Below are 23,886 nucleotides of genomic sequence, written 5' to 3' on the forward strand. Positions count from 1 at the left end.
CGTGGCCCGGGCTTACTTGAACGACGCCTTGCGAGCGGCGATGCCCGCGGCCGCCGGCGTCGCGCCCCGGCGACGTGCCGGGTGCGTGCGCTTGAGCGGGAACTGCAGCAGCTTCGATGCCGGTCGCGCGGCCGCATCGCGCTCGGCGCGGTAGCGCCGCCGCACGAGATAGACGGGGCGTTGCTTGGACTCGTGATAGATGCGGCCGAGATATTCGCCGATCACGCCGATGCCGATCAACTGGATGCCGCCGACGAACAGCACGACGGAAATCAGCGACGGGTAGCCGTGCACCGGATTGCCGTACAGCAGCGTGCGCATCACGATGTACGCGCCGTAGACGAACGACAGCGCGGCGAACGCGAGGCCGACGTAGGTCCACACGCGCAGCGGCACCGTGCTGAAGCTCGTGATGCCCTCGAGCGCGAAATTCCAGCGCCGCCAGCCGGAGAATTTCGAGCGGCCGCCGCTGCGCGGCGCACGCGTGTATTCGACGATTTCGGTACGAAAGCCGACCCACGCGAAGAGCCCCTTCATGAAGCGCCGCCGCTCGGGCAGCGCGCGCAGCGCGTCGACGACTTCGCGGTCCATCAGCCGGAAATCGCCGACGTTCTCGGGCATCTCGACTTCGGAGAGCCGGTTGTGCACGCGGTAGTAGAGCGAGGCCGCCACGCGTTGCATCAGCGGATCGCACATCCGGTCGGTGCGCTTCGCGGCGACGACCTCGGCGCCCGCGTGCCAGCGTTCGAGCATCGCGGGAATCAGCGCGGGCGGGTCCTGCAGGTCGGCATCGATCAGGATCACGGCCGCGCCGGCCGCCTCGTCGATGCCGGCGGTGAGCGCCGCCTCCTTGCCGAAGCGGCGGGTGAGATCCACGACGTGCACGCGCGCGTCGCCGGCGGCGACCGAGAGCAGCCGGTCCAGCGTGCGATCGCGGCTGCCGTCGTTGACGCAGACGATCTCGAAGCGCACCGAGCCGACCGACTCCAGAACCGGCAGCGTTTCGGCAAAGAATGCGTCGATCGTTTCTTCTTCGTCGTGAAAAGGCACGACGAGCGATATCAGCGGCTTCCTGGCATGCGTCGACACGTTGCGGCCCCCGGAGAGATTCGGCCTGCGTTGCGCGGTAGGTTTCCGTTGTCGTTCGCCGGGCGGGCGTTACCCGATTCGGGCGTTATCCGATTCGGGGCGAAGGCGGTCCTGGCCAGCCTCCCCACCGTGGACGGGACGACATAGGGTTTAAGTATTGTACGAAGTATTCGGGATTCGACAAGGCGCGAATCGACGGCGAATCGTGCAGGGCGGGCCGGCTCGATCGGTTGACGATCTTCACCGGCCCGCGCGCGTCGAGCAACCGCCCGTCACTCCACCGTCACCGATTTCGCCAGATTCCTCGGCTTGTCGATATCCGCGCCCCGCAAGCACGCCGCGTGATACGCGAGCAACTGCAACGGCACGACGTGCAGAATCGGCGACAACAGCCCGTAGTAATCCGGCATCCGAAGCACCGACACGCCTTCGCCGTTGTCGATCCGCGTATCGGCATCCGCGAACACGTAGAGTTGCCCGCCGCGCGCGCGCACTTCCTGCATGTTCGACTTGAGCTTTTCGAGCAGCGCATCGTTCGGCGCGATCGTCGCAACGGGCATCGTATGCGTGACGAGCGCGAGCGGCCCGTGTTTCAGCTCGCCGGCCGGATACGCTTCCGCGTGGATATACGAGATCTCCTTCAGCTTCAACGCGCCTTCGAGCGCGATCGGGTAGTGCAGCCCGCGCCCGAGAAACAGCGCGTTTTCATGCTGCGAGAATTCCGCTGCCCAGCGCGCGATCTGCGGCTCCAGCCCGAGCACGTCTTCTAGTGCGCCAGGCAGGCGCCGCAACTGCAGCGCATAGCGCGCGAGCTGCGCGTCGTCGACGTAGCCGCGCAGCCGCCCGAGCGTCACGGCGAGGATGAACAGCGCGACGAGCTGCGTCGTGAACGCCTTGGTCGACGCGACGCCGATCTCCGGGCCCGCTCGAGTCAGGAAGCGCAGGCCGGTCTGGCGCATCATCGCGCTGGTCGGCACGTTGCAGATCGCCAGCGTGTCGACGTGGCCGAGCGCCTGCGCGTACTTCAGCGCGGCGAGCGTGTCGGCGGTCTCGCCGGATTGCGACACGCTGACCACCAGCGTGTTCGGCGTCGCGAGCGCGTCGCTGTAGCGGTATTCGCTCGCGATCTCGACCTGCGCGGGGATGCGCGCGATCGTCTCGAGCCAGCGGCGTGCGGTCAGGCCCGAGTAGTGGCTCGTGCCGCACGCGAGAATCAGCACGTTGTCGATCTGTTCGAACGCGCGCGCGGCGTCCGGGCCGAATACGGCGGGGTCGAACAGCCCGGCATCGGGAATGGTCGCGGCCACGGCCTGCGGCTGCTCGAAGATCTCCTTCTGCATGAAGTGCCGGTACGGCCCGAGCTCGACCACGCCCTGCGTGGACGAAACGGTCTGGATCGCGCGTTCGATCGGCGCGCCGTTGCGATCGAGCACTCGTACGCCGCCCGGCGTCAGCTCGACGATGTCGCCTTCCTCGAGGAAGATGAAGCGGTCGGTGATGCCGGCGAGCGCGAGCGCGTCGGACGCGAGAAAGCATTCGCCGTCCTTCACGCCGACGACGAGCGGCGAGCCGGCCCGCGCGCCGATCAGCCGCTGCGGCTCGTGCTTGCTGAACACCGCGATCGCATACGCGCCGTGCAGTTGCGAGGTCGCGTCGCGCACGGCGGCGAGCAGGTCGCCGCGATACTTGCTGTGGATCAGGTGCGCGACCACCTCGGTGTCGGTCTGTCCGTCGAACTCGTAGTGTTCATCGGCCAGTTGCCTGCGCAACGTTTCGTGGTTCTCGATGATGCCGTTGTGTACCAGCGCGATCTCGTCGCGCGAGAAGATCGGATGCGCGTTGCAGGTGGCCGGCGCGCCGTGCGTCGCCCAGCGCGTGTGCGCGATGCCGGTGCTGCCGGCCAGGCCGGCGCTGCGCACGTGGGCGTCGAGGTCGGCGACGCGCGACACGCTGCGCTCGCGGCGTGCCTGGCCGTTGACGACGGTCGCCACCCCGCATGAATCGTAGCCGCGATATTCAAGGCGGCGCAAACCTTCGATCAGAATCGGGACGATGTCCCGTTGCGCGACCGCGCCGACGATGCCACACATGACACGTCTCCTTCCCTGTAGATTCCCCCGGACCGTGCGCACGCGTGGATCAGCGTGACGCGGTCTCCGTTGTCGCCGCCGTCGTGAAGCCGCATTGAGCGGGCGCGACCGGGTCGGCCATCCGGCTTTCGAATGCCAGGTAAAGTGCTTCCTCCAGTACGTTCCAGTGTGCGCCGTGCCGGTACGGGCCCGATCGCGCATGCCAGCACGCGACCGTGTTCCTGTCGTTCATCTTGAGTGCGACCAGTGCGATCAAGCCCCATGGATAATCGGAGCCGGCGAGTTGCAGCCAAGTCTTGCCGTACTTCTGCATCCACTGCGCGTAGATCGTGTCGTTCGATTGTTCGGGAACCTGAATGCCGGACAGCAGTGGAAAGATCTGCGCGACTTTCGCGGGGTAGAACGTCGTGTCGCTGATGCGCTGCGTGCTCGCGCGAAAGCCGGACTGCGTGCCGCGCCAGAACACCTTCAGGATCGCGGACGCGAGCCGGTCGGCGCGCTGGCTCCACGGGCCGGCGTGCGTGGAGTCGGCATGCCGGACGTAGTACGCCGCGAGCGCCTGGAACGCGCTGTGCACCTCGACGTTGTCCATCAGCAGCGCGACGCGCAGCGTGGACGAGATCTGATAGACGCCCGTGGGCTTGGCGAGCAGCGTGTCCAGATGCGCACTTGCGCGATTCAGGCTGAGCTCCCATGCGGCGGGCAGGCCGTCGGGCGGCGCGAAGCGGGCGAGCAGTTCGATCCAGGTCGCCATCATCGCGTCGTCGGCATCGGCTTCGGCGCATGCGCTGTACTGGCCGCTTTTCATGCAGTAGCGATCGAAGCCGCCGTCCGGACGCTGGCGCGGCAACAGCCACGCGATCCACGCGAGCGCGGCCTGATGGGCGTCGAGCCCGGCGTCGGCGGCGGCGAGCAGCGCCTTCGACGCGAAGTAAGGATCGATGCCGGCGCCGTTCAGGCGCACGGTGATCGCGCCGTCCGGGCGTTGGTAGAGCCCGTTGAGCTGGAGTTCGGCGGCGCTCGCGTGCGGCGCGACGCCGCACGCGGCGACACAGCATGCGACGCACCACAGGCGGCATAGCCGGGCGATGGCCGTCACGCGTGCGCGTGCGGCCGGGAACAGCGCGGGCCGGTTCATGATGGGGGGCTCCTGCGCGGTGGTCCTGCGCAAATCCCGCCGGGCGCGGCGTTGGCCGCGTCGCGCGCCGGCGGGTATGTCGATGTCGCGGCTCAGTGCACCTTGGCGCTGGTGAACTTGAGACTGGTGCCGCTGTTCGCGGTCACGAGCCAGTACGTCGAGTCGGTGATGACGACGCTGCCGAAGCCTTGCGTGATGACCGGCAGCGCGAAGGTTTTCTTCGGCAGCAGCCACGTCATGTTCGCGAGGCTCGTCGGGTGGCTGGCGGCGAACGCCCAGCCGCTGCCGGTGTCGGTGGCCGACCACGTGACGTTCAGGCGTGCACGATCGAAGGTCGTGATGTCACTCATCGTGTACCACTTGAACTGACCGAGCAGCTTCAGCGTATTGGCTTGCGAGAAGATCGCGGACAGCGTCGACGTATAGGACGACGCGCCGAGCGGGTGCGCATAGATCAGCCGGCTCGTGCGGTTCGCGACGACGAAGTTCATCAGCGATGCATACCAGTTGTTCACGTCGGCCGTCGGCACCGCGAACTGCTGGAACTCCTCGAAGGTCGCGTACTTGCCGAACGGCATCACCGGGTAAGCCCACAGGCCCGGGTTCAGCATCGCGCCGTTGCGGTATGCGCGGGTCGGCGCCGAGCCGGTGTGCCCGGTGAAGTAGTAGCCGTTGAAGCCGTTGCTTTCGAGCCAGTTGACCGACCAGGTCGGCGTGTTGCCTTCCGGCGCCGCGTACTCGACATCCGGCACGGCCGTCACGGCCTGAACGGCCTGGTGATTCATCACCAGGTACTGCGTGAACGTGCTCGCGTTCGTTTCGCTCGCATTCGCGCCCCAGTAGTCGTGAATCCAGCCGCCGTGGCTGCCGACGCGATGGCCCTTGCTCACGAAATACTTGAGGAGATTCTGCGCGGGCGGGTTGTTGGCGAGATTGAGGCCGCCACCGTCGCCGAACGCCGCTTCATCGGGGCCGGCCGTGACCACGAGCGAGAACGGCCCGTTGTTCCACACGCCGAGGCTCTTCAGGTAGAGCGCCGGCTGGAGCTGATCGCCAGCGCAGAAGTGCCAGTTGAATACGAGGCCGGCCATCGCTTTCGGCAGCGGCGACAGCGACGGCAGGTTCAGCATCTGCGTGCCGAAATAATGCAGGTAGCCGTGGATCAGCATGCCGTCGGTCTGGCCGTCGAGGTAGGCGAGCGGCAGGTTGACGAACAGCACGCCGCCGTTGCCGTACGTGTTGTAGCCGGACACCAGCCCGAAGGTCGGCGAGGTCAGGATGGTCGTGCCGGTATACGTGCCTTGCGTGACGAAGCTCGGATAGGTGAGGAAGCCGTACACGTAGCCGGAGATGCCTTCGAGCGTGTCGGTGGTGGTGGCCAGCGTCGACGCGAGCGTGTTGGCCGTGTTGCCGGTCGATGTGCTCAGCAGCGAATTGGCGGTGTACGTCGTGGTCTTCTTCAGCTTGCCGGTCACGGTGCCGGTCAGCTTGGGGGCCGTCTGGTTCAGCACGCCGCTGCCCTTGGTCGACGTCGCGTACTGGAACCATGCGCCGTGGTTGTAGTTGGCGAGTCCGCCCGGGTTCGACGGGCTGGCGGCCAGAAACTGTGCCGTGCCCGACGTCGATGTCGTCGTCGTGCCCGAGGTGGCCGTCGACGCGAGTGCAGTCGCGGTCGTGGTGCTCGACGAAGCGGTGGTCCACGGCATCGACTTGCCGGGGGGCACCTGAAGCGTGCGCAGCCAGCTGCTCATGCCGGTCACATTGCCGAGGCCGATCATGTTGCCGCCATATTGGTCATACAACACGTAGTCCACCCCGACCATGCTGCTGAAGCGCGATTTCGGGCTGACGTAGAAGCCGGCCGAATTCAGCACGCCGAAATCGTAGACGAGCATCACCTTGCCGCCGTTCAGCGCATAGTTCTGGATCGCCGTTACCAGCGAGTCGGCCGCCGTCGTATGCACCTGATCGGGCAGGATCAGGCCCGGATACTGCGACAGCGACGCGCCGGCCGCCATGAACTGGCTGTCGGTCATCACCTTGATCTGCAGCCCTTCCTCCTGCGCACTGTCGAGCCATGCGGATACGCGCGGATCGGGCAGCGTCAGCGTGTCGGGCACCAACAGCAGAAGCTGGTTGGTGGCCGCCTGAGCGCCGCCCGGACTGAATGCGAACGCGAGCGCGAACAGCGCGAACAGGATCCGCAAGAACTTGCCTGACTTTGCCAACATGGTGTGCTCCTCGCTCAAGGAATGGGGGCGTGCGGCAGCGTGATCCGCGTGCCGCCAGGTCGACCAATCCAGCCCCGTAGGTGTGTGCGGCTGTCCGGTTCGTCGGGTATCGAGCGGTGCGTGTCGACGGCAGCCGGTCGCGCACATGCGGCGGTGCGCGGCGCTGCCTTCGCCGACGAGAGGACTCGATGCGACGCATTGAAAGAAGCGAACAACGTGCCATTGGCGCAGGAGGCCCGGTCCTGCTGGCTTCCTGCGACGCACGTCGCACGGCGCGGTCGCAAACGCGGCGGATTCGTTTCATCGCTGATACGGCGCGTTTGACGGCGCTATCAGCAGACGGAATCGCGATCGCGCGTCAGTGCGCCGGGCCAGCTCGCGCAGTAGGTATAGAGCGTGACGAGCAGCCCGATCAGCAGCGGCCCGCCGAGCAGGAAATAGCAGAACGGCAGAAACAGCAGCGAGCCGTGATGGATGATCGTCGCATGCAGCAGCATCACGAACGGCAGCGCGACCACGAAGTAGCCGAGCACCAGCAGCGATGCGGCGGCCTTTTGCAGCAGCGAGAAATCGAGCGGGTAGTACAGCGCGGCCATCACCAGCGGGATCAGCGCGATCGCCGCGCCGTGCAGCACGAACATGTCGCGCAGATGCAGTTGCGGGACATACGGGAACGTGCCCGGCGCGAGCCAGAAGTACGCGCAAATCAGCAACTGGGTGAAGCTCGCGATACGTAACAGATATGCAACAGGCAGCCAGTTCGCGCGCCGGATGAACGATGCGGCGAAACCGATCGCACAGAGCGCGGCGGTGGCGGCCAGCAGCATGTCGCCCGGCAGGCGGGCCGCGACGTCGATCGACAGCAGCGGCACGCGGGGCGCGTCGGGCGGATAACCGATCACGATCACGTGAAGCGCCGGATCGATCTCGCGCGCGCCCCACGCCATGACCGCGCGCCAGTAGCGCCACGCCAGCGGCAATCCGAACCACAGCGACGCGTACAGCGCGGGCGTCAGCAGCGCGATCGACCACAGCCAGCGCTGCGGATGCGCGTGGATGCGCAGCGAACGATCGACGGGAGGACGGACGGGATGCGTGTGCACGGCGTCCGCCCGCCTACCAGCGATAGAACACGCTGAGCTCGCCGCCGATCCGCGAGTAGTACGGGTTGTGGTAGTAGGCGAATTCGAGCTGCGTTCCCCACTTGCGCGTGAACCAGTAGCGCCATTTCGCGGTGATCTCGTGGCTGCGGAAATCCGCGATCTGCGTGCCTGAGCCGGTGACCTGATACGCCTCGCGGCCGACCCCGCCGCGCAGCACGATCACGCTCTTGCCGGCTTCGCCGTAGGTGACGGCGCCGTAGTAGCCGGGCGCCTTCACCGATCCGGGCGAATCGACCGTATAGTTCGCGCCCGCCTCGAAAATCCACTTCGGCAATGCGTACCAGATCACGCCGGCGTGATAGAGCTGATCGCGGTGTCCGCTGCGGTTCCATGCGTAGCCTGCGCCGAGCGATACGACCAGCGAACGATCGGGCAACAGCTTGCGGTTGATCGACGCGTCGATGCGCGCACTCGGCAGGATCGTGCCCGACGTGGTGCCCGAAAAGCCGATCCCGCCGAACCAGTCCGGCCCGAGATCCTGCACGTAGGTCAGCGCGCCGAGCTGCGTGTTCTCGCCGAAGCGGTGCAGTTGCGCCAGTTCGCCGAGGATGGTGCGGCCGCCATCCTGATAGACGCCGCGCAGGTGGACGCCGTACCAGTCGCCGTAGCCGTGCGTCAGGTGCGCGCTCGAATAGCCGAGCGTCAGTTCGGTATGCGTTTCCCGCGGCGCCTGCACATGCGCGACGACGGCATCGGGCAGCGGCGGCCGGTTCGTATCCTCGGGCGTGAATTCGGCGAGCGGCACGCCGTCCGGCAGGCCTTCCGCGTCCACACGCACAAACATCGACTCGTCGCGCATGCGTGGCGTGATGACGGTCGCGGGGGGCGGAGGCTGCACGGCGGGCACGGCGGCGGCATCGTCCGGCTGCTCCGCCAGCGCCGCAGGCGCGCCGAAGGCGACGCCGCACAGCATCGCGAGGGTGGCAACCGGCACGCGCGGGCCGCGATGGCTGGGGCGATCAGACATGAGGCGCTCCTTGACGGGATGTATGGAACCAGCCGCTGCGCCACGCGACGAGGTCACCATGCACGCAGGCATGATTGACGATCGACACGTCGCGCGCGCACGCGCTGACCGGATGACCGGCGACACCGATGCGCGCGCCCGTGAGCCGCAGCAGGCCGCCGGCCGACACGACGCCGTCGATGCAGCTCGCGCTGGCGAGCAACACGTCGTCGCGCGCGAATACCGCGCCGTGCAGCAGCGCGTGACGTTCGAGCTCGACGCGATGCGCCTTGACGCTGCCGCGCAGCACGCAACCTTCGCCGAGGACGAGCGTCCCGTCGACGATCAGGTTGCCTTGCACGACCGTATGCGCGGGCAGACGAACGTCGCACGGCAGCAGGTAACGACCGTGCAGGAAGCGATGCGGCAGCGACGCGAAGTGGCGGGTGAGCGAGATCGCGCGGCGCGGAGCGGCCGCCGTGTCCGCGGGCCGCGCGTCCGGCGCCGCGCCGAAGACGATCGGCTCGCCGTACAGGCACGCGAAGCCGCCGGCGCCGCGCAGGCGCACCGTGCCGCCGACCACGACGCCGCGCAGCACCGCGCCGTCGACGTCCACCAGCGGCGCATGCGCGAGCGTGCCGATCGTCGCGCCGGCGTGGATGTCGATGCGCTCGTCGGCGAATGCGTACGCGGCCCGCGCGCCGTCGTCGAGCGTGATCGTGCGATCGGCGTGGAGCACGTCGTCGCGATGCGCGTCGCGTGCGACGTGAATCGCTTCCGCATGCTGCACGGCCAGCCCGAGCGCTTGCCACGGTGGGGCGAAGGACGCATCCGCCGGCGGCGCGCCGGCCGCGTGCGCGCGCAGCGCGTCGTGCCAGCGCGCGGCGAGCAGCGCCTGATCGACGAACGGCCCGTCGCCGATCGGCAGCGCCGCGACGTCGCTGCGCCGGATCAGTTCATGCAGCAGCGGCAGGAACGGCAGGGTGAGCACGCCGGCCACCGGCACCATCACGTTGAAGGTCGTCATCGCTCATCGCTCCGGTTTCAGTTGCCGGCGGAAACGCTCGGTCTTGTCCCATTTCAGTTCGCGGCGCAACGCGGCGTCGAGCAGGAGCCCCCAGAGCGCGGAGACGACCGCCGCAATCGTCACGCAAAAGCCGACGACGTTGACCGGCACGAGCCGCAGGCGCGTCGCGCGGCCGTCGAGCCGCGCGGCGACGACGATCTCGAAGAACACGCCGAAGTTGCCGAAGGTGCTGAACGAGAACAGCGCGAACAGCGACAGCAGCAAACCGAGCGCGGTCGAGTTGACGCCGTTGAACAGGTAGAGCGCGAGCGCGGCGCTCCAGGCGATCGCGAGCAGCGCGGGCATCGCGAATACGCCGAGCAGCAGCGCGCCGTCGAGCCGGCAGCGCCGCGAAATCAGCGGATTGCGCAGCACCGGCAGCAGATAGCGCAGCATCGTCTGGTTGTGGCCCTTCGCCCAGCGCGTCAGTTGCCGGGCGCGGACGGCCCAGCGCTCCGGCACTTCCTCGTAACATTCCGCGTGGTTCAGATAGACCGTGCGCCAGTCGCTGAGCAGCAGGCGGTAGGTCATGTCGGTGTCTTCGGCGAGCGTGTCGTCGCACCAGCCGCCCACGGCGTCGAGCGCGCTCTTGCGGATGCCGCCGACCGTGCCGCCGTATTGCGGCACCAGGTCGAGATTGTTGCGGGCTTGCTGGTTGACCTGGTAGCCGCCCGCGCGCTCGAGATCGAGCAGCCGCGCGAGCAGGTTGCTGTCGGCGTTCTGCGGCACGACGCGGCCCATCACCGCGCCGACTTCCGGGTCGAAGAACGGCGCGACGAGTTCCTTCAGCAGCCCGGGGCGCGGCAGGTAGTCGGCGTCGAATACCACCATGATGTCGCCGCGGATGAAGCGCAGCGCATCCTTCAGCGCGGCCGCCTTGCCCGGCTTGCCGGTCTCGCGGTGAAACGGCTGGATCAGCTCGGGCGCGAGCGCCCGGACTTCCTCGATCAGCGCGCGCGTGTTGTCGGTCGAGCGGTCGTTGACCGGAATGATCGTCAGCCGGTCGCGCGGGTAGGTCGTGGCCAGCAGCGCCATCAGGCAATCGACGATGACGGTTTCCTCGTTGTGGGCGGCGACGAAGACCGTGAGCCGCGGCCAATCGCCGTGGGTCATCGTCCGGTAGGGCGCATGCTGCGGCTTGAACAGGCGGTCGATGCTGAATACGTAGTGTCGCCCGGCGTACACGCACGTCAGCAGCGTGAACAGCCACAGGTAGGCAACGCACGGCATCAGCAGCAACTCGGGATCGAACGTGAGGTCCGGCGGGGTGGCGGGCGGCGGCGCGAGCGACGCATCCGGATCGGGCGACGCCTGCGCGGAGCGGGACAGCGTCACGCTGTCGAGCGCGGCGCGCTCCACCGCGATCGCGATGTGTGCGGCGTTCGCGGCGTTGACAGCGGGCGCGCCGAACCGGGCGGGTTCGGCAATTGTCTGCGATGCGGTGTCGGTGTCGCGCACGATCAGCGAGCAGGCAAGCACGATTAGCAGCAGGATGCCTTGCTCGCAGAGTGACGCCGTGCGCGTTTTCTTCATGTCTGGTCCCCGGTCCCGCAACGACGACCGGTGAGCGCCGAAGCGCTGCGTGGATCGCGCGGATGTCAATGGAAAGCGGTGGCGCGTCCGTCGCGCAGGGGCCGTGGTCGGGTGCCCCGGACGGACGCGTTGCGTCGCCTCCCGGCTTCGTTGCCTTGGCGTCCCCGTCCGTCTGCTGCCGTGCGAGTGCTTCGGGACACCTGTCCGACATCAAGCAAGGCGTGAGCCATCTGCCCGGATGCCCCGTGCGGCAAGGCGCCGTGCCGGGGAAGCGGATCCGGGACGCGCGTGGGCGGCGCGTTTTGATTCACTGACGAATCAGCGTGCACGGATCGCATTCGGCCCGCGCGGCGCCGGCGGCAAGCGTTTCCCACTTCGCGTGGCGGCCGGTTCGTCCCGTCCGTTGGGGCGTGGGCGGCGGTATGGCGGTCGAAACGCGCGCCGGTTTCGCATGAGGAAAAAGGAACGCACTCCGATGTATTTGCCGGATTCGGCGTCGCGTTACACATTCGCAACATTTCCCGCGCACCGATTCGTGTGACGCAAGCACCGTCTTGCGCCGGAGAAATTCCGTACGCGCGACGGCGGCCGACGGCCGCGTGCGCGCCACGCGCTGCACCGACGAAAGGGGCGAATCGAGACGACGCAACGCGCGTCGAAAGATGCGCGCGCTTCGATGCGTCACGCGTGACGACAGGCATGCGCGATTCGTCGGACGACGTCGTGTGACGGATCGCGCGCGCGTCCCGCTGTTTGTCGTTGTTGCGGGGGGCGGCGATGCGGGCGCCCGTAGCAGTTGTGAAACATTCCGCAACGCGCCGCGTGCACACGATCGCCGTGAAACGAAGCGGGCCGGGATGCGGGCCGGCTGGTTTGAATATTGCTGTAGCAGGAGGACCTGACGCTCGACACGGCGAGGAGCTGCTCATGACGTGATGGATCCACCGCAACCGGCCGGTAGTACGACGATTCGCGCGGCCCGGACCGCGCGGACGAGGTGGCCCGCTCGCCCCGCAGCACCACGGCATGTCGATCGCGCGCGAGTACGGGGTGCGCCGCCCGAATACATGCTTCGCGCCACGTGCAGGATCGCCACGCGCGAAGCGGCTAAACGAGGACAACGATGAAGAAGATCTTGCTTGTGTTCGGGACTCGGCCGGAGGCCATCAAGATGGCGCCGCTGGTGCGCGCGCTGAAGGCGCAGGCGGGTGTCGACGCCCGGGTATGCGTGACCGCGCAGCATCGGCAAATGCTCGACCAGGTGCTGACGCTGTTCGACATCAAGCCCGACTACGATCTCAACCTGATGCGGCAGGGCCAGACGCTGACCGACGTGACGACCGGCATTCTTCAGGCGATCGGCATGGTCTTCGACGAATTGCGTCCGGACGTCGTGCTGGTGCACGGCGATACGACGACCACGCTCGCGGTGAGCCTCGCGGCGTTCTATCGCTATCTGCCGGTCGGACACGTGGAGGCCGGCCTGCGCAGCGGCGACATCTGGTCGCCGTGGCCGGAGGAACTGAATCGCCGCGTGACCGATGCGGTGTCGTCATGGCACTTCGCGCCGACCGGGCAGGCACGCGACAACCTGCTGAGCGAGGGCGTGCCGGGCGGGGCGGTCTCGCTGACCGGCAATACCGTGATCGACGCGCTGCACGAGGTCAAGCGCATGCTCGATCGCACCGCCGCGCTAACGGACCGGATCGCCGCGTACTTCCCGTTTCTCGAACCGTCGCGGCGCGTCGTGCTGATCACCGGCCATCGCCGCGAAAGTTTCGGCGAACCGTTCCGGAATTTCTGCGACGCGCTCTGCACGCTGGCGAAACGCTATCCGGATGCGCAGTTCGTCTATCCGCTGCACCTGAATCCTAACGTGCGGGAACCGGCGCGCGCGCGGCTCGGCGGCGTGCCCAACATCTACCTGATCGAGCCGCAGGAATATCTTTCGTTCGTATTCCTGATGTCGCGCGCGTATTTCATCATCACGGATTCGGGCGGCATTCAGGAGGAAGGGCCGGCGCTCGGCAAGCCGGTGCTCGTCACGCGCGAGACGACCGAACGGCCCGAGGCGATTCAGGCCGGCACCGCGCGGCTCGTCGGGACCGACCAGGACAGGATCGTGTGGGAGGCGTCGCGGCTGTTCGACAGCGAGAGCGCTTACGAGGAAATGTCGCGCGCGAGCAATCCGTATGGCGACGGCCATGCGAGCGAGCGGATCGTGCACGCGTTGATGCGTACGCCCGGCGTGCCCACGAAGACGACGAGTTTCGCGATGGGCGCCGCCGAAATGCCGTTCAACGCGCTCACGCTCGGGTTGCAGGCGTTGCGCTCGCCGTGAGGAAAACCATGCGGTAGCGCGTTCCGACGCGTTCGCGCGCATCCATCGAGCATCCGGTCCGGCCGCGAGGTCGGCCGGATGTTTGCACGTGTGCGCCCCGGCACGAATCGTCCCGTTGCATTCGCCAGTCATGCCGCCGACACGCCCCGTTCCCGGCCGTGTTTTCTTCCCGCTTGCCTAAAACTCCCGAATCGCCCCGATCCGACGTCGAATCCGAAATGGTTCGATAATGCCGACGGCGATCCATGCGGACGAGCGGCCGGCCGGCGTTCGGTTGAAAGGTTGCACGGGCAACCGGCCGACAGCATCGTTCGCGGCATCCGCCCGGCCGTGCCTGCACGCGACACGGCCGACGAAACGGCGCCACGCCTGCCTGATCGTTCGGAATGTGCGCCGCGCCGTTCGAATCCCCACCCGATGCCTGCCCGGCGGGCATCGCAACCAGGAGGTGAACGATGATCACGCTGACCGTCAACGGTAGCGAGCAGCACTTCGACGGCAATCCCGACATGCCGTTGCTCTGGTATCTGCGCGATGTCCTCGGCCACACCGGCACCAAGTTCGGCTGCGGCATGGCGCTGTGCGGTGCGTGCACCGTCCATCTCGACGGCGTGGCGATCCGGTCTTGCATCACGCCGGTCGCGGCGGCTTCCGGCAAACGCGTGACGACGATCGAGGGGCTGTCGACGGACCTCACGCACCCGCTGCAGCAGGCGTGGCAGGAACTGAACGTCGCGCAGTGCGGCTACTGCCAGTCCGGGCAGATCATGCAGGCCGCGTCGCTGTTGAAGACGAATCCGCATCCGAGCGACGCCGACATCGACGATGCGATGTCCGGCAACATCTGCCGCTGCGGCACCTATACGCGCATTCGCGCGGCGATCCGGCTGGCCGTGCGCCGCGGAGGTGCCGCATGAGCGCATCCGAACTCTCCGTCCACAACGAAAGCCGCCGCGCGCTGCTGCTCGGCTTCGCGTCAGGCGGGCTGCTGCTCGCGTTCGGCGTGCCGTCGCTCGCGCAGACGGCCGCGCCCGTGCAGCCGCCCGTCAGCGCGAATCCGCGGTACGGCGGCGCGGGCATGCCGCACGGCTTGCGCGACGATCCGAACCTGTTCGTTGCGATCGCAACGGACGGCACCGTCACGGTGACCTGCATCCGCTCCGAGATGGGGCAGGGCGTGCGCACGAGCGTCGCGCTCGTGGTGGCCGACGAGCTGGGCGCGGACTGGGCGCGCGTGAAGGTCGCGCAAGCGGTCGGCGACGAGCCGCGTTACGGCAACCAGAACACCGATGGGTCGCGCAGCTTGCGCCAGAGCTTCGCCGCGCTGCGCCGCGCGGGCGCGGCCGCGCGCACGATGCTCGCGCAGGCGGCCGCTGCGGAGTGGGGCGTCGACGCGCGCCAGGTCAAGGTGACGGTGCACGAGGTCGTCAACCCGAAGACCGGACGCACGCTCGGCTTCGGCGAGTTGGCGGCGAAAGCGGCCGCGCTGCCGGTGCCGGATGCGACGACGCTCGCGTTGAAGGCGCCGGCCGAATTCCGCTATATCGGCAAGGGCAGGACGGCGCTGATCGACGGACGCGACATCGTCGGCGGCCGGGCACAGTACGGGATCGATACGCGGCTCGACGGCATGCTGTATGCGGTCGTCGCGCGACCGCCGGCCTACGGCGACACGGTCGCGTCGTTCGATGCGTCGGCCGCCGAGAAGCTGCCGGGCGTCGTCAAGGTCGTGCAGCTGGCGTCGACGCCGCTGCCGTCCGGCTTCCAGCCGCTCGGCGGCGTGGCCGTCGTCGCGCGCGATACGTGGACGGCCATCCAGGCACGCGCGCAGTTGAAGATCGACTGGAAGCGCGGGCCGCATGCGGGCTACGACTCGGCCGCCTATCGCAAGACGCTCGAAGCGGCCGCCGCGCAGCCGGGCGACGTGATCCGCAACGACGGCGACGCGGCGGCCGCGCTCGCCGGCGCCGCGAAACGCGTGCGTGCGACGTACTACGTCCCGCATCTCGCGCACGCGACGATGGAGCCGCCCGCGGCCGTCGCGCGCGTGGCCGACGGCCGTTGCGAAGTGTGGACCTGCACGCAGGCGCCGCAGACCACGCGCGACGAGATCGCGAAGGCGCTCGGCTTGCCGGCCGAGCGCGTGACGGTCAACGTGACGCTGCTCGGCGGCGGCTTCGGGCGCAAGTCGAAGCCCGATTACGTGGTGGAAGCCGCGCTGCTGTCGAAGTCGGTCGGCGCGCCCGTGAAGCTGACCTTCACGCGCGAGGACGACATCGCGCACGACTACTTCCACGCGGTGTCGCTCGAGGCGTTCGACGGCGGGATCGATGCGTCGGGGAAGGTCGTCGCGTGGCAGCATCGCACGGTCGCGCCGTCGATCCAGTCGACGTTCCGGGCCGGCGTCGTGCACGAGCAGCCGGGCGAGCTCGCGCAGGGCATCGCGGATCTGCCGTTCGCGATTCCGAACGTGCGGATCGAGAATCCGGCCGCCGAAGCGCACACGCGGATCGGCTGGTTCCGTTCGGTGTACAACATCCCGCATGCGTTCGGCATCCAGAGTTTCGTGTCGGAGCTCGCGCATGCGGCCGGCCGCGATCCGAAGGATTTCCTGCTCGAACTGATCGGGCCCGCGCGGCGTTTCGAACCGCACATCACGGTGAAGAACGTGAACTACGGCGAGGATCCCGCGCTGTATCCGGTCGATACGGGGCGGCTGCGGCGCGTGGTCGAGACGGTCGCGCGCGAAGCCGGCTGGGGGCGCAAGCTGCCGAAGGGGCACGGGCTCGGGATCGCCGCGCATCGCAGCTTCGTGTCGTACACGGCCGCCGTGTGCGAGGTTCAGGTCGGCGCGGACGGCGGGATCTCGGTGCCGCGCGTCGACATCGCGATCGACTGCGGGCCGCAGGTCAATCCGGAGCGCGTGCGCTCGCAGCTCGAGGGCGCGGTGGTGATGGGGCTCGGCATCGCGCTGCACGGGGAGATCACGTTCAAGGACGGCCACCCGGAGCAGAGCAACTTCAATGGCTTCCAGGTGCTGAGGATGAACGAGGCGCCGCGCGAGATCCGCGTGCATCTCGTCGCGCCGGACGACTACTCGACGCCGCTCGGCGGCGTCGGCGAACCGGGCCTGCCGCCCGTCGCGCCGGCGCTGACCAACGCGATCTTCGCGGCGACCGGCACGCGTATCCGCAGCCTGCCGGTTGCCGATCAGCTCGCGAAACCGCGGGCGGGTTGACGCAACCACCGTTCGTGGCGGCGGCGCCGGGCCGCATCGCGCGGCCCGGCGCGCCTCCCGGTGCGCGGACTCGCGTCTGCATCGTTGTCGGTTGCGAACGACCGTGCTAAATTTCCGCCAGCCGGAATGCTGACGATCGTGCCGACGCCGAAGGCCATCGTGCGTGCGTCGCGAACCGGCCGAGCGGGCGGATCCCGCGGACCATACCGATGCCCGGCCACGCCGCGCAAGGAGAGAGAAGCGCATGAAAGCCCTGTTGTGTACCGCATTCGGCCCGATCGACCGCTTGCGCATCGAGGACGTCGCGATTCCCGAACCGGCTGCCGGGCAGGTCCGGATCCAGGTGAAGGCGGCGTCGCTCAATTTTCCCGACGCGCTGATCGTCCAGGGGCGCTATCAGGTGAAACCGGCGTTGCCGTTTTCGCCGGGTGCCGAGTTTGCCGGCGTGATCGACGCGGTCGGCGAGGGCGTCACCGCCTGGCGGCCCGGCGATTCCGTGATGGCGTTCACCGGGCACGGCGGGTTCGCGCAGCAGTGCGTGGCCGATGCGCACCAGCTCGCCGCGCTGCCGGCGGGCATGACGTTCGAGCAGGGCGCGGCGCTGGTGCTCGCGTACGGTACGTCGCTGCACGCGTTGCAGCAGCGGGCGCGGTTGCAGGCGGGCGAGACGCTGCTCGTGCTGGGCGCGGCCGGCGGCGTCGGGCTCGCCGCGATCGAGATCGCGAAAGCGCTCGGTGCGCGCGTGATCGCGGCGGCGTCGAGCGCGGACAAGCTCGCGCTGTGCCGCGAAGCGGGCGCCGACGAGACGATCGACTATGCGACCGAGGATCTGCGCCGCCGCGTGGACGAACTGACCGGCGGGCGCGGCGCCGACGTCGTCTACGATCCGGTGGGCGGCGCATGCAGCGAAGCGGCGCTGCGTGCGACCGCGTGGCGCGGCCGGTTTCTCGTGGTCGGCTTCGCGGCCGGCGAGATTCCGAAGATCGCGCTGAACCTCGCGCTGCTGAAGGAGCGCGACATTCTCGGCGTGTTCTGGGGCGATGCGGTGCGGCGCGATCCGGCGCAGCATGCCGCGAACATGCGGCTGCTCGCCGAATGGTTCGCGGCCGGCAAGGTGCGGCCCGCGATCACCGAGCGCGTGTCGCTGGACGGTGCGGCCGACGCGATCGCGCGGATGGCGAACCGGCAGGTGAAGGGCAAGGTGGTGATTTTCCCGGACGCGTGATCCGGTTTCGCCGCGCGGCGATTCAACGCGGGCCGCGCGGCGGGTTCTTCGTGACGACGGGCGCGGGGCGACCGTTGTAAAGGCATCGTCGCCATGTAGTCAGACGCACGATGTCGAGCGGCGGTGAAGCGAATCGCCGCCGCGGCTTCAATCCTTCGGCAGACGCAGCGTATCGAGCGCGTGCTGCGAAAACTCGACCCAGAACCGCTCGTTCGCGATGCCGGCCTGCAGCACCAGATGCTGCAGGCGCTTCGTGCGTGACTCGCCGGCCGCCGGAGCGCCGGCCGCCGGGTCGCCGGCCGCCGGATCGCCGGCCGCCAAAAAATCACGCGCCTCGATTTGCAGATACAGGTCGAGCTTTTCCTGATGCAGCGCGATGCGCCGCCGGATCTCGTCCTCGAGGCCGGCCGGCCCGAGCACGGCTTCCGCGCGCAGGCGCACCATCAACGCTTCGCGCAACGGCGTCGGATCTTCCGGTTCGGCGATCCAGCGCCGCAATTCCTTCTTGCCGGCCGGCAGGATCCGGTACGCGCGCTTGCGGCCGCGACCGGATTCGGCCGGCAGCGATTCGATCCAGCCCGCTTGCTCGAGACGCCCGAGTTCGCGATAGATCTGCTGATGCGTCGCCTGCCAGAAGTAGCCGATCGAGCGATCGAAACGATCGGCGAGCTCGGACCCCGAACCGGGACGTTCGGCGAGGGCGGTGAGAAGCGCGTGAGGCAGGGACATGTCGGATCGAAGGAGGCTGCGCAATGGCCTGCATCTTGCCATATCGGGGCCACGGCACAAACGACGGGACTCTGTTTATGCAACATGTTGCATAAACGAGGGCGGCGAGCTACCATCCATGCAACTTGTTGCATAAAAATTGGAGACGCTCCCGATGACCTCCCGTTATCCGCATTTGACGACCCCGCTCGAACTCGGCTTCACGTCGCTCCGGAACCGCGTGCTGATGGGGTCGATGCACGTCGGCCTCGAGGAAGCGCCGAACGGCTTCGAGCGGATGGCGGCGTTCTATGCGGAGCGCGCACGGGGCGAGGCCGGCCTGATCGTCACGGGCGGCTTCGCGCCGAACGAGCGTGGCCGCCCGGCGCCCGGCGGCGCGATGCTGACGACCGAAGCGGACGCCGAACGCCATCGCGTCGTGACGCGCGCGGTGCACGCGGAAGGCGGCAGGATCGCGTTGCAGATCCTGCATTTCGGGCGCTATGCGTATCACCCGGCGCTCGCGGCGCCCAGCGCGCTGAAGGCGCCGATCAACCGGTTCACGCCGCATGCGTTGACGAGCGACGAGGTCGACGAGACGATCGCCGATTTCGTGCGATGCGCGGCGCTCGCGCAGCATGCGGGCTACGACGGCGTCGAGATCATGGGCTCCGAGGGCTACCTGATCAACGAATTCATCGCCGCGCGCACGAACCATCGCGACGATGCGTGGGGCGGTGCGTACGACAACCGCGTCCGCTTCGCGGTCGAGATCGTGCGGCGCGTGCGCGAGCGCGTCGGCGCGAAGTTCATCGTCATCTACCGGCTGTCGATGCTCGATCTCGTCGAAGGCGGCTCGACGCTCGACGAGGTGATCCGGCTCGCGCGGGCGATCGAGGCGGCCGGCGCGACGATCCTCAACACCGGTATCGGCTGGCATGAGGCGCGCATTCCGACCATCGCGACCAAGGTGCCGCGCGCCGCGTATGCGTGGGTGACGCGGCAACTGATGGGCCAGGTCGGCATTCCGCTCGTCGCGACCAACCGGATCAACACGCCGGAAGTCGCCGAGCAACTGCTCGCCGACGGCTATTGCGACATGGTGTCGATGGCGCGGCCGTTCCTTGCCGATGCCGAATTCGTCCGCAAGGCGCGGGAAGGGCGCGCGGACGAGATCAACACGTGCATCGGCTGCAACCAGGCGTGTCTCGACCATACGTTCAGCGGCAGGATCACGTCGTGCCTCGTGAACCCGCGTGCGTGCCATGAAACCGAGCTCGTGATTCGTCCCGCGCCGCGGCGCAAGCGGATCGCGGTGGTCGGCGCGGGGCCGGCGGGCCTCGGCTTCGCGGTCACGGCGGCCGAACGCGGTCACGCGGTCACGCTGTACGAGGCCGGCGCCGAGATCGGCGGCCAGTTCAACCTCGCGAAGAAGGTGCCCGGCAAGGAAGAGTTCAACGAGACGCTGCGCTACTTCCGCCGGCAGATCGAGCTGCGCGGCATCACGCTGCACGTCAATACGCGTGCGAGCGCCGAGATGCTGTTGCAACGCGAATTCGACGAAGTGGTGATCGCGACGGGCATCGTGCCGCGTACACCGCCGATCGAAGGCATCGACCATCCGAAGGCGCTCGGCTATCTCGACGTGCTGCGCGACGGCAAGGCCGTCGGCCACAGCGTCGCGATCGTCGGCGCGGGCGGGATCGGCTTCGACGTCGCCGAATATCTCGTTCATCGCGACGGCGGCGAGCGCGTCGATGCCGACCGTTTCTTCAGCGAATGGGGTGTCGACAGTACGTATGCGACCGCGGGCGGGCTCGGCGCCGCGCGGCCCGAGCCGGCGGCGCGGCACGTGCACCTGCTGCAGCGCAAGGCGTCGAAAGTCGGCGACGGGCTCGGCAAGACCACCGGATGGATTCACCGCGCGGCGCTGAAGGCGCGCGGCGTCGGGATGTCGTCGGCGGTCACGTACCGCCGCATCGACGACGACGGTTTCCACGTGACGATCGACGGCGTCGAGCAGACGCTGCCGGTGGACAACGTCGTGATCTGCGCGGGGCAGGAGCCGTCGCGCGAGCTGGCGGAGCAACTGCAAGCCGCCGGATGCCGCGTGCATCTGATCGGCGGCGCATACGAGGCCGCCGAGCTCGATGCGAAGCGCGCGATTCACCAGGGCACGACGCTGGCCGCGACGCTTTGATACCGACTCGTTTCCATTCGATCCAACTACGTTACTGGAGACCGCGATGACGCACTCACTGCTGAATGTTCATCCCGCCGTCGCGAAATCGCTCGACGCGTGGCACGCGATGGTCGAGCGCAAGGATTTCGGCGCGCTGGAATCGATCGTCCATCCGGACGCCGTGTTCCGTTCGCCGATGGCGTTCAAGCCGTACGGGCCGGCGCCCGCGCTGCTGATGGCGCTGCGCACGGTGATCACGATCCTCGAGAATTTCACGTATTGCCGCCAGTTCTCGACCGACGACGGCAAGAGCGTCGTGCTCGAGTTCGACGCGACCGTCGGCGACAAGGCGCTGAAGGGGATCGACATGATCCGCTTCGACGACGAAGGGCGGATCGTCGAATTCGAGGTGATGATCCGGCCGTTCAATGCGCTGCAGGCGCTCGGCGCGGAAATGGGCGTACGGCTCGGGCAGCAGTTGCCGGCGTTCAAGACCGGCGGGTGAGCGGGAACACGCGCTAGCGTGCAACGGGCCGCAGGCCGACAAGCCGCGGATGCCGTTCGGTTTCCCGCCACAGACGCGCGGAGCGGCAACCCAAGCTGTCAAAATCCTGACGAATCAAGTTGATATATTGTATCATCCGAGGTTTTCGTCGCCGGCCGGGCGGGCTGCCCGGGCCGCTCGCGTGCGACGACATCCTGCGAAGATCGATACGACGTGACGAGAATCGGACACACCCCGGCGCGCGGGGCGCGGCGCCATGCCGCGCCGCGCCGGAACGCGAGCGCCTGGCGCACGCGCGCGGCACGCGGTTGCACGACCTTGGTCGGCTGCGCGATCGCGACCACCGGCGCGCTGGCCGCCGAAGCCGCCGCATCGGCGCCGGACGACCGGCACGCGCTGCCGGCGATCAGCGTCACGGCTTCGTCCGCACCGGCCGACCCGCTGACGCAACCGCTCGAAACGGGCTCGCGGCTCGGGCTCGCGAGCCTCGACACGCCCGCGAGCGTCGAAACCGTCACGGCCGATACGATCGAAGCACGCGGCGATCGCACCGTGCTCGACGCGGTCACGCGCACGGCCGGCTTTGCGAGCGCGATCGCACCGGGCACCGGTGGCACCGCATCGAGCGTGCGCGGCTTCAGCGGGCAGGAATCGGTGACGATGTTGCTCGACGGCGTGCGGCTGATGCCGGCGGCCGGCACGATCACGTTTCCGTTCGACACGTGGTCGGTCGCGCGCATCGAGGTGCTGCGCGGGCCGGCATCGGTGCTGTACGGCGAAGGGGCGATCGGCGGGGTCGTGAACGTGGTGCCGAAGCGGCCTCGGCGCGCGCGCGAGACGACGCTGCAGGCCGGCGTCGGCCCCGACGGCGCGAAGCGCTTCGCGTTCGATACGACGGGTGCGCTCGGCCCGCGGCTGTCGTACCGCTTCTACGCGAGCGATGCGCGCGCGAACGGTCTCGCCGAGCGGGCCGATACGCATACGACGGCCATCGGCGGCGCGCTGACAGTCGACGTGAGCCCCCGGCTCACGCTGACGCTCGAGTACGACTACGGGCGCCAGATGCCCGCGACGTACTATGGCGTGCCCGCGCCGAACGGCGTGCTCGATCCGTCGCTGCGCAAGCTGAACTACACGGTCGGTGACGCGACGATTTCGTACTACGACCAGTGGACGCGCCTGTCGGCCAGCTACCGGCCCGCGGCCGGCGTGACGATCGACAACCAGCTCTACTACCTGACCTCGAACCGCCACTGGCGCAATGCCGAATCGTATGTGCTGGACCGCGCGACGGGACGTGTCACGCGCGGCGACTATCTCGACATCGGCCACCATCAGCGACAGATCGGCGACCGGCTGAGCGCGCGCTTCGACGGCATGTTGTTCGGTCGCGCGAACCGTTTCGTCGTCGGCACGGAGTTCAGCCAGACCACGTTCAGCGGCATCAACAATTCGCCGTACGGCGGCGAAACGACGGTACCGGCGCACGGCTTCGATCCCGGCGTATTCACGAGCCCGGACCCGACCGTGCCGCAGTTCGGCACCAGCGCGCGGCAGGCGGCGGTATTCGCCGAGAACCGGCTCGAGGTGCTGCCGCGGCTCGCGTGGGTGAGCGGCCTGCGCTACGACCACATCGCGTTCAGCCGCGAGCAGGCCGCGACCGGCGCGCGCTTCGACAAGCGATTCGCGAACGTCGGCTGGCGCACCGGTTTCGTGTTCGACATCGCACCGACGTTCAGCGCGTATGCGCAGTACACGACGGGCGCGGAGGGTGTCGGCTCGCTGTTGACGCTGTCGGCGTCGCAGGCGGGCTACCGGCTCGCGACCGGCGAACAGTGGGAAGCCGGCCTCAAGCAGACGCTGCTCGACGGTCGCGCGTACTGGACGTTCGCCGTGTACGACATCACGAAGCGCAACCTGCTCAGCACCGATCCGTTCAATCCGGCGCTGCGCCAGCAGGTTGGCCGGCAATCGTCGCGCGGCGTCGAGCTGACGGGCGGCGCGCGGCTGCCGCACGGCTGGACGGTCGATGCGAACGTCGCGCTGCTGCGTGCGCGCTACGACGCATTCAACCAGACGGCCGGCGGCGCGACGGTGTCGCGGGCCGGCAACGTGCCGACCGGCGTGCCGCAGCGGACCGCGAACTTGTGGCTCGGCTGGGCGTTCGCCGAGCGCTGGCAGGCGAATGCGGGCGTGCGCTACGTCGGCCCGACCTACGGCGACGACGCCAATCGCATACAGGTGCCGTCGTATACGGTGTTCGATGCGTCGCTGCGCTGGCAGCCGACGTCGCGCACCGAGCTCGCGCTGACGCTGCGCAATCTCGCGAACCGCACGTACGCGGTGACGACGTCGAACGGCGGCGAGCAATGGCTGCTCGGCCCGTCGCGCTCGGCGGAGCTCGTCGCGACGATGCGCTTCTAGGCCGGCA

At 68.3% G+C, this 23,886-nt stretch carries 16 protein-coding genes; 7 read left to right on the top strand and 9 right to left on the bottom strand.

The window, feature by feature from the left end; genetic code table 11:
• Positions 1–12: 12 nt before the first annotated feature.
• From WS64_RS04975 to WS64_RS05010, 8 genes are all read right to left on the bottom strand, one after another.
• Positions 13–1,089, bottom strand: a complete 1,077-nt coding sequence (locus WS64_RS04975; protein ID WP_060965875.1) for a glycosyltransferase family 2 protein — start codon at positions 1,087–1,089, stop codon at positions 13–15.
• Positions 1,090–1,361: 272 nt separating this feature from the next.
• Positions 1,362–3,179: a glutamine--fructose-6-phosphate transaminase (isomerizing) gene (gene glmS / locus WS64_RS04980; protein ID WP_060965876.1), complete on the bottom strand. Its 1,818-nt coding sequence runs from the start codon at positions 3,177–3,179 to the stop codon at positions 1,362–1,364.
• A 49-nt stretch (positions 3,180–3,228) separates the two neighbouring features.
• Positions 3,229–4,317: a hypothetical protein gene (locus WS64_RS04985; RefSeq protein WP_060965877.1), complete on the bottom strand. Its 1,089-nt coding sequence runs from the start codon at positions 4,315–4,317 to the stop codon at positions 3,229–3,231.
• Between the two features lie 92 nt (positions 4,318–4,409).
• On the bottom strand, positions 4,410–6,548 hold the full coding sequence (locus tag WS64_RS04990; RefSeq protein ID WP_060965878.1) for a polysaccharide deacetylase family protein: 2,139 nt from the start codon (positions 6,546–6,548) through the stop codon (positions 4,410–4,412).
• A gap of 332 nt (positions 6,549–6,880) precedes the next feature.
• On the bottom strand, positions 6,881–7,651 hold the full coding sequence (locus WS64_RS04995; RefSeq protein WP_060965879.1) for a hypothetical protein: 771 nt from the start codon (positions 7,649–7,651) through the stop codon (positions 6,881–6,883).
• Positions 7,652–7,664: 13 nt separating this feature from the next.
• Positions 7,665–8,678, bottom strand: a complete 1,014-nt coding sequence (locus WS64_RS05000; RefSeq protein ID WP_059640943.1) for a YaiO family outer membrane beta-barrel protein — start codon at positions 8,676–8,678, stop codon at positions 7,665–7,667.
• Positions 8,671–9,684 (bottom strand): bactofilin family protein, encoded by a 1,014-nt coding sequence (locus WS64_RS05005; protein ID WP_060965880.1) that lies wholly within the window; start codon positions 9,682–9,684, stop codon positions 8,671–8,673. The genes WS64_RS05000 and WS64_RS05005 overlap by 8 nt, the downstream gene beginning before the upstream one ends.
• A gap of 3 nt (positions 9,685–9,687) precedes the next feature.
• The gene (locus tag WS64_RS05010) at positions 9,688–11,256 is read right to left on the bottom strand and encodes a glycosyltransferase family 2 protein (RefSeq protein WP_060965881.1); all 1,569 of its coding nucleotides are present in this window, start codon (positions 11,254–11,256) and stop codon (positions 9,688–9,690) included.
• Positions 11,257–12,379: 1,123 nt separating this feature from the next.
• Between WS64_RS05010 and wecB the strand changes: the two genes are divergently transcribed.
• The 4 genes from wecB to WS64_RS05030 all read left to right on the top strand — a co-directional run bounded on the left by wecB (position 12,380) and on the right by WS64_RS05030 (position 18,060).
• The gene (wecB, locus tag WS64_RS05015) at positions 12,380–13,597 is read left to right on the top strand and encodes a non-hydrolyzing UDP-N-acetylglucosamine 2-epimerase (RefSeq protein ID WP_059640937.1); all 1,218 of its coding nucleotides are present in this window, start codon (positions 12,380–12,382) and stop codon (positions 13,595–13,597) included.
• 455 nt (positions 13,598–14,052) lie between these two features.
• On the top strand, positions 14,053–14,514 hold the full coding sequence (locus WS64_RS05020) for a (2Fe-2S)-binding protein (protein WP_059573824.1): 462 nt from the start codon (positions 14,053–14,055) through the stop codon (positions 14,512–14,514).
• Positions 14,511–16,835 carry a xanthine dehydrogenase family protein molybdopterin-binding subunit gene (locus WS64_RS05025; protein ID WP_060965882.1) on the top strand — a complete coding sequence of 775 codons (2,325 nt, stop codon included), beginning with the start codon at positions 14,511–14,513 and terminating at the stop codon, positions 16,833–16,835. Before WS64_RS05020 ends, WS64_RS05025 begins: the two co-directional genes overlap by 4 nt.
• Before the next feature lie 244 nt (positions 16,836–17,079).
• The gene (locus WS64_RS05030; RefSeq protein WP_060965883.1) at positions 17,080–18,060 is read left to right on the top strand and encodes an NADPH:quinone oxidoreductase family protein; all 981 of its coding nucleotides are present in this window, start codon (positions 17,080–17,082) and stop codon (positions 18,058–18,060) included.
• 147 nt (positions 18,061–18,207) lie between these two features.
• Here the strand turns inward: WS64_RS05030 and WS64_RS05035 are convergent, their stop codons facing one another.
• Entirely contained in the window at positions 18,208–18,789 is a 582-nt protein-coding gene (locus WS64_RS05035; RefSeq protein WP_208606846.1) for a PadR family transcriptional regulator, read from the bottom strand.
• Between the two features lie 154 nt (positions 18,790–18,943).
• On the opposite strand from WS64_RS05035, the gene WS64_RS05040 reads away from it, so the two are divergent.
• The 3 genes from WS64_RS05040 to WS64_RS05050 all read left to right on the top strand — a co-directional run bounded on the left by WS64_RS05040 (position 18,944) and on the right by WS64_RS05050 (position 23,879).
• Entirely contained in the window at positions 18,944–20,968 is a 2,025-nt protein-coding gene (locus WS64_RS05040) for an oxidoreductase (protein ID WP_060965885.1), read from the top strand.
• 46 nt (positions 20,969–21,014) lie between these two features.
• On the top strand, positions 21,015–21,455 hold the full coding sequence (locus tag WS64_RS05045; RefSeq protein WP_060965886.1) for a nuclear transport factor 2 family protein: 441 nt from the start codon (positions 21,015–21,017) through the stop codon (positions 21,453–21,455).
• Between the two features lie 333 nt (positions 21,456–21,788).
• Positions 21,789–23,879 (top strand): TonB-dependent receptor, encoded by a 2,091-nt coding sequence (locus WS64_RS05050; RefSeq protein ID WP_060966890.1) that lies wholly within the window; start codon positions 21,789–21,791, stop codon positions 23,877–23,879.
• Positions 23,880–23,886 lie beyond the last annotated feature (7 nt).

Source organism: Burkholderia anthina (assembly GCF_001547525.1).
GTDB classification, from domain to species: Bacteria; Pseudomonadota; Gammaproteobacteria; order Burkholderiales; family Burkholderiaceae; genus Burkholderia; species Burkholderia semiarida.

Coding starts and splice junctions, on each gene's coding strand:
- WS64_RS05035 (WP_208606846.1), bottom strand. CDS start 18,789: ATGTCCCTGCCTCACGCGCTTCTCACCGCCCTCGCCGAACGTCCCGGT.
- WS64_RS05010 (WP_060965881.1), bottom strand. CDS start 11,256: ATGAAGAAAACGCGCACGGCGTCACTCTGCGAGCAAGGCATCCTGCTG.
- WS64_RS05040 (WP_060965885.1), top strand. CDS start 18,944: ATGACCTCCCGTTATCCGCATTTGACGACCCCGCTCGAACTCGGCTTC.
- WS64_RS04985 (WP_060965877.1), bottom strand. CDS start 4,317: ATGAACCGGCCCGCGCTGTTCCCGGCCGCACGCGCACGCGTGACGGCC.
- wecB (WP_059640937.1), top strand. CDS start 12,380: ATGAAGAAGATCTTGCTTGTGTTCGGGACTCGGCCGGAGGCCATCAAG.
- WS64_RS04990 (WP_060965878.1), bottom strand. CDS start 6,548: ATGTTGGCAAAGTCAGGCAAGTTCTTGCGGATCCTGTTCGCGCTGTTC.
- glmS (WP_060965876.1), bottom strand. CDS start 3,179: ATGTGTGGCATCGTCGGCGCGGTCGCGCAACGGGACATCGTCCCGATT.
- WS64_RS05045 (WP_060965886.1), top strand. CDS start 21,015: ATGACGCACTCACTGCTGAATGTTCATCCCGCCGTCGCGAAATCGCTC.
- WS64_RS05000 (WP_059640943.1), bottom strand. CDS start 8,678: ATGTCTGATCGCCCCAGCCATCGCGGCCCGCGCGTGCCGGTTGCCACC.
- WS64_RS05005 (WP_060965880.1), bottom strand. CDS start 9,684: ATGACGACCTTCAACGTGATGGTGCCGGTGGCCGGCGTGCTCACCCTG.
- WS64_RS05020 (WP_059573824.1), top strand. CDS start 14,053: ATGATCACGCTGACCGTCAACGGTAGCGAGCAGCACTTCGACGGCAAT.
- WS64_RS05025 (WP_060965882.1), top strand. CDS start 14,511: ATGAGCGCATCCGAACTCTCCGTCCACAACGAAAGCCGCCGCGCGCTG.
- WS64_RS05030 (WP_060965883.1), top strand. CDS start 17,080: ATGAAAGCCCTGTTGTGTACCGCATTCGGCCCGATCGACCGCTTGCGC.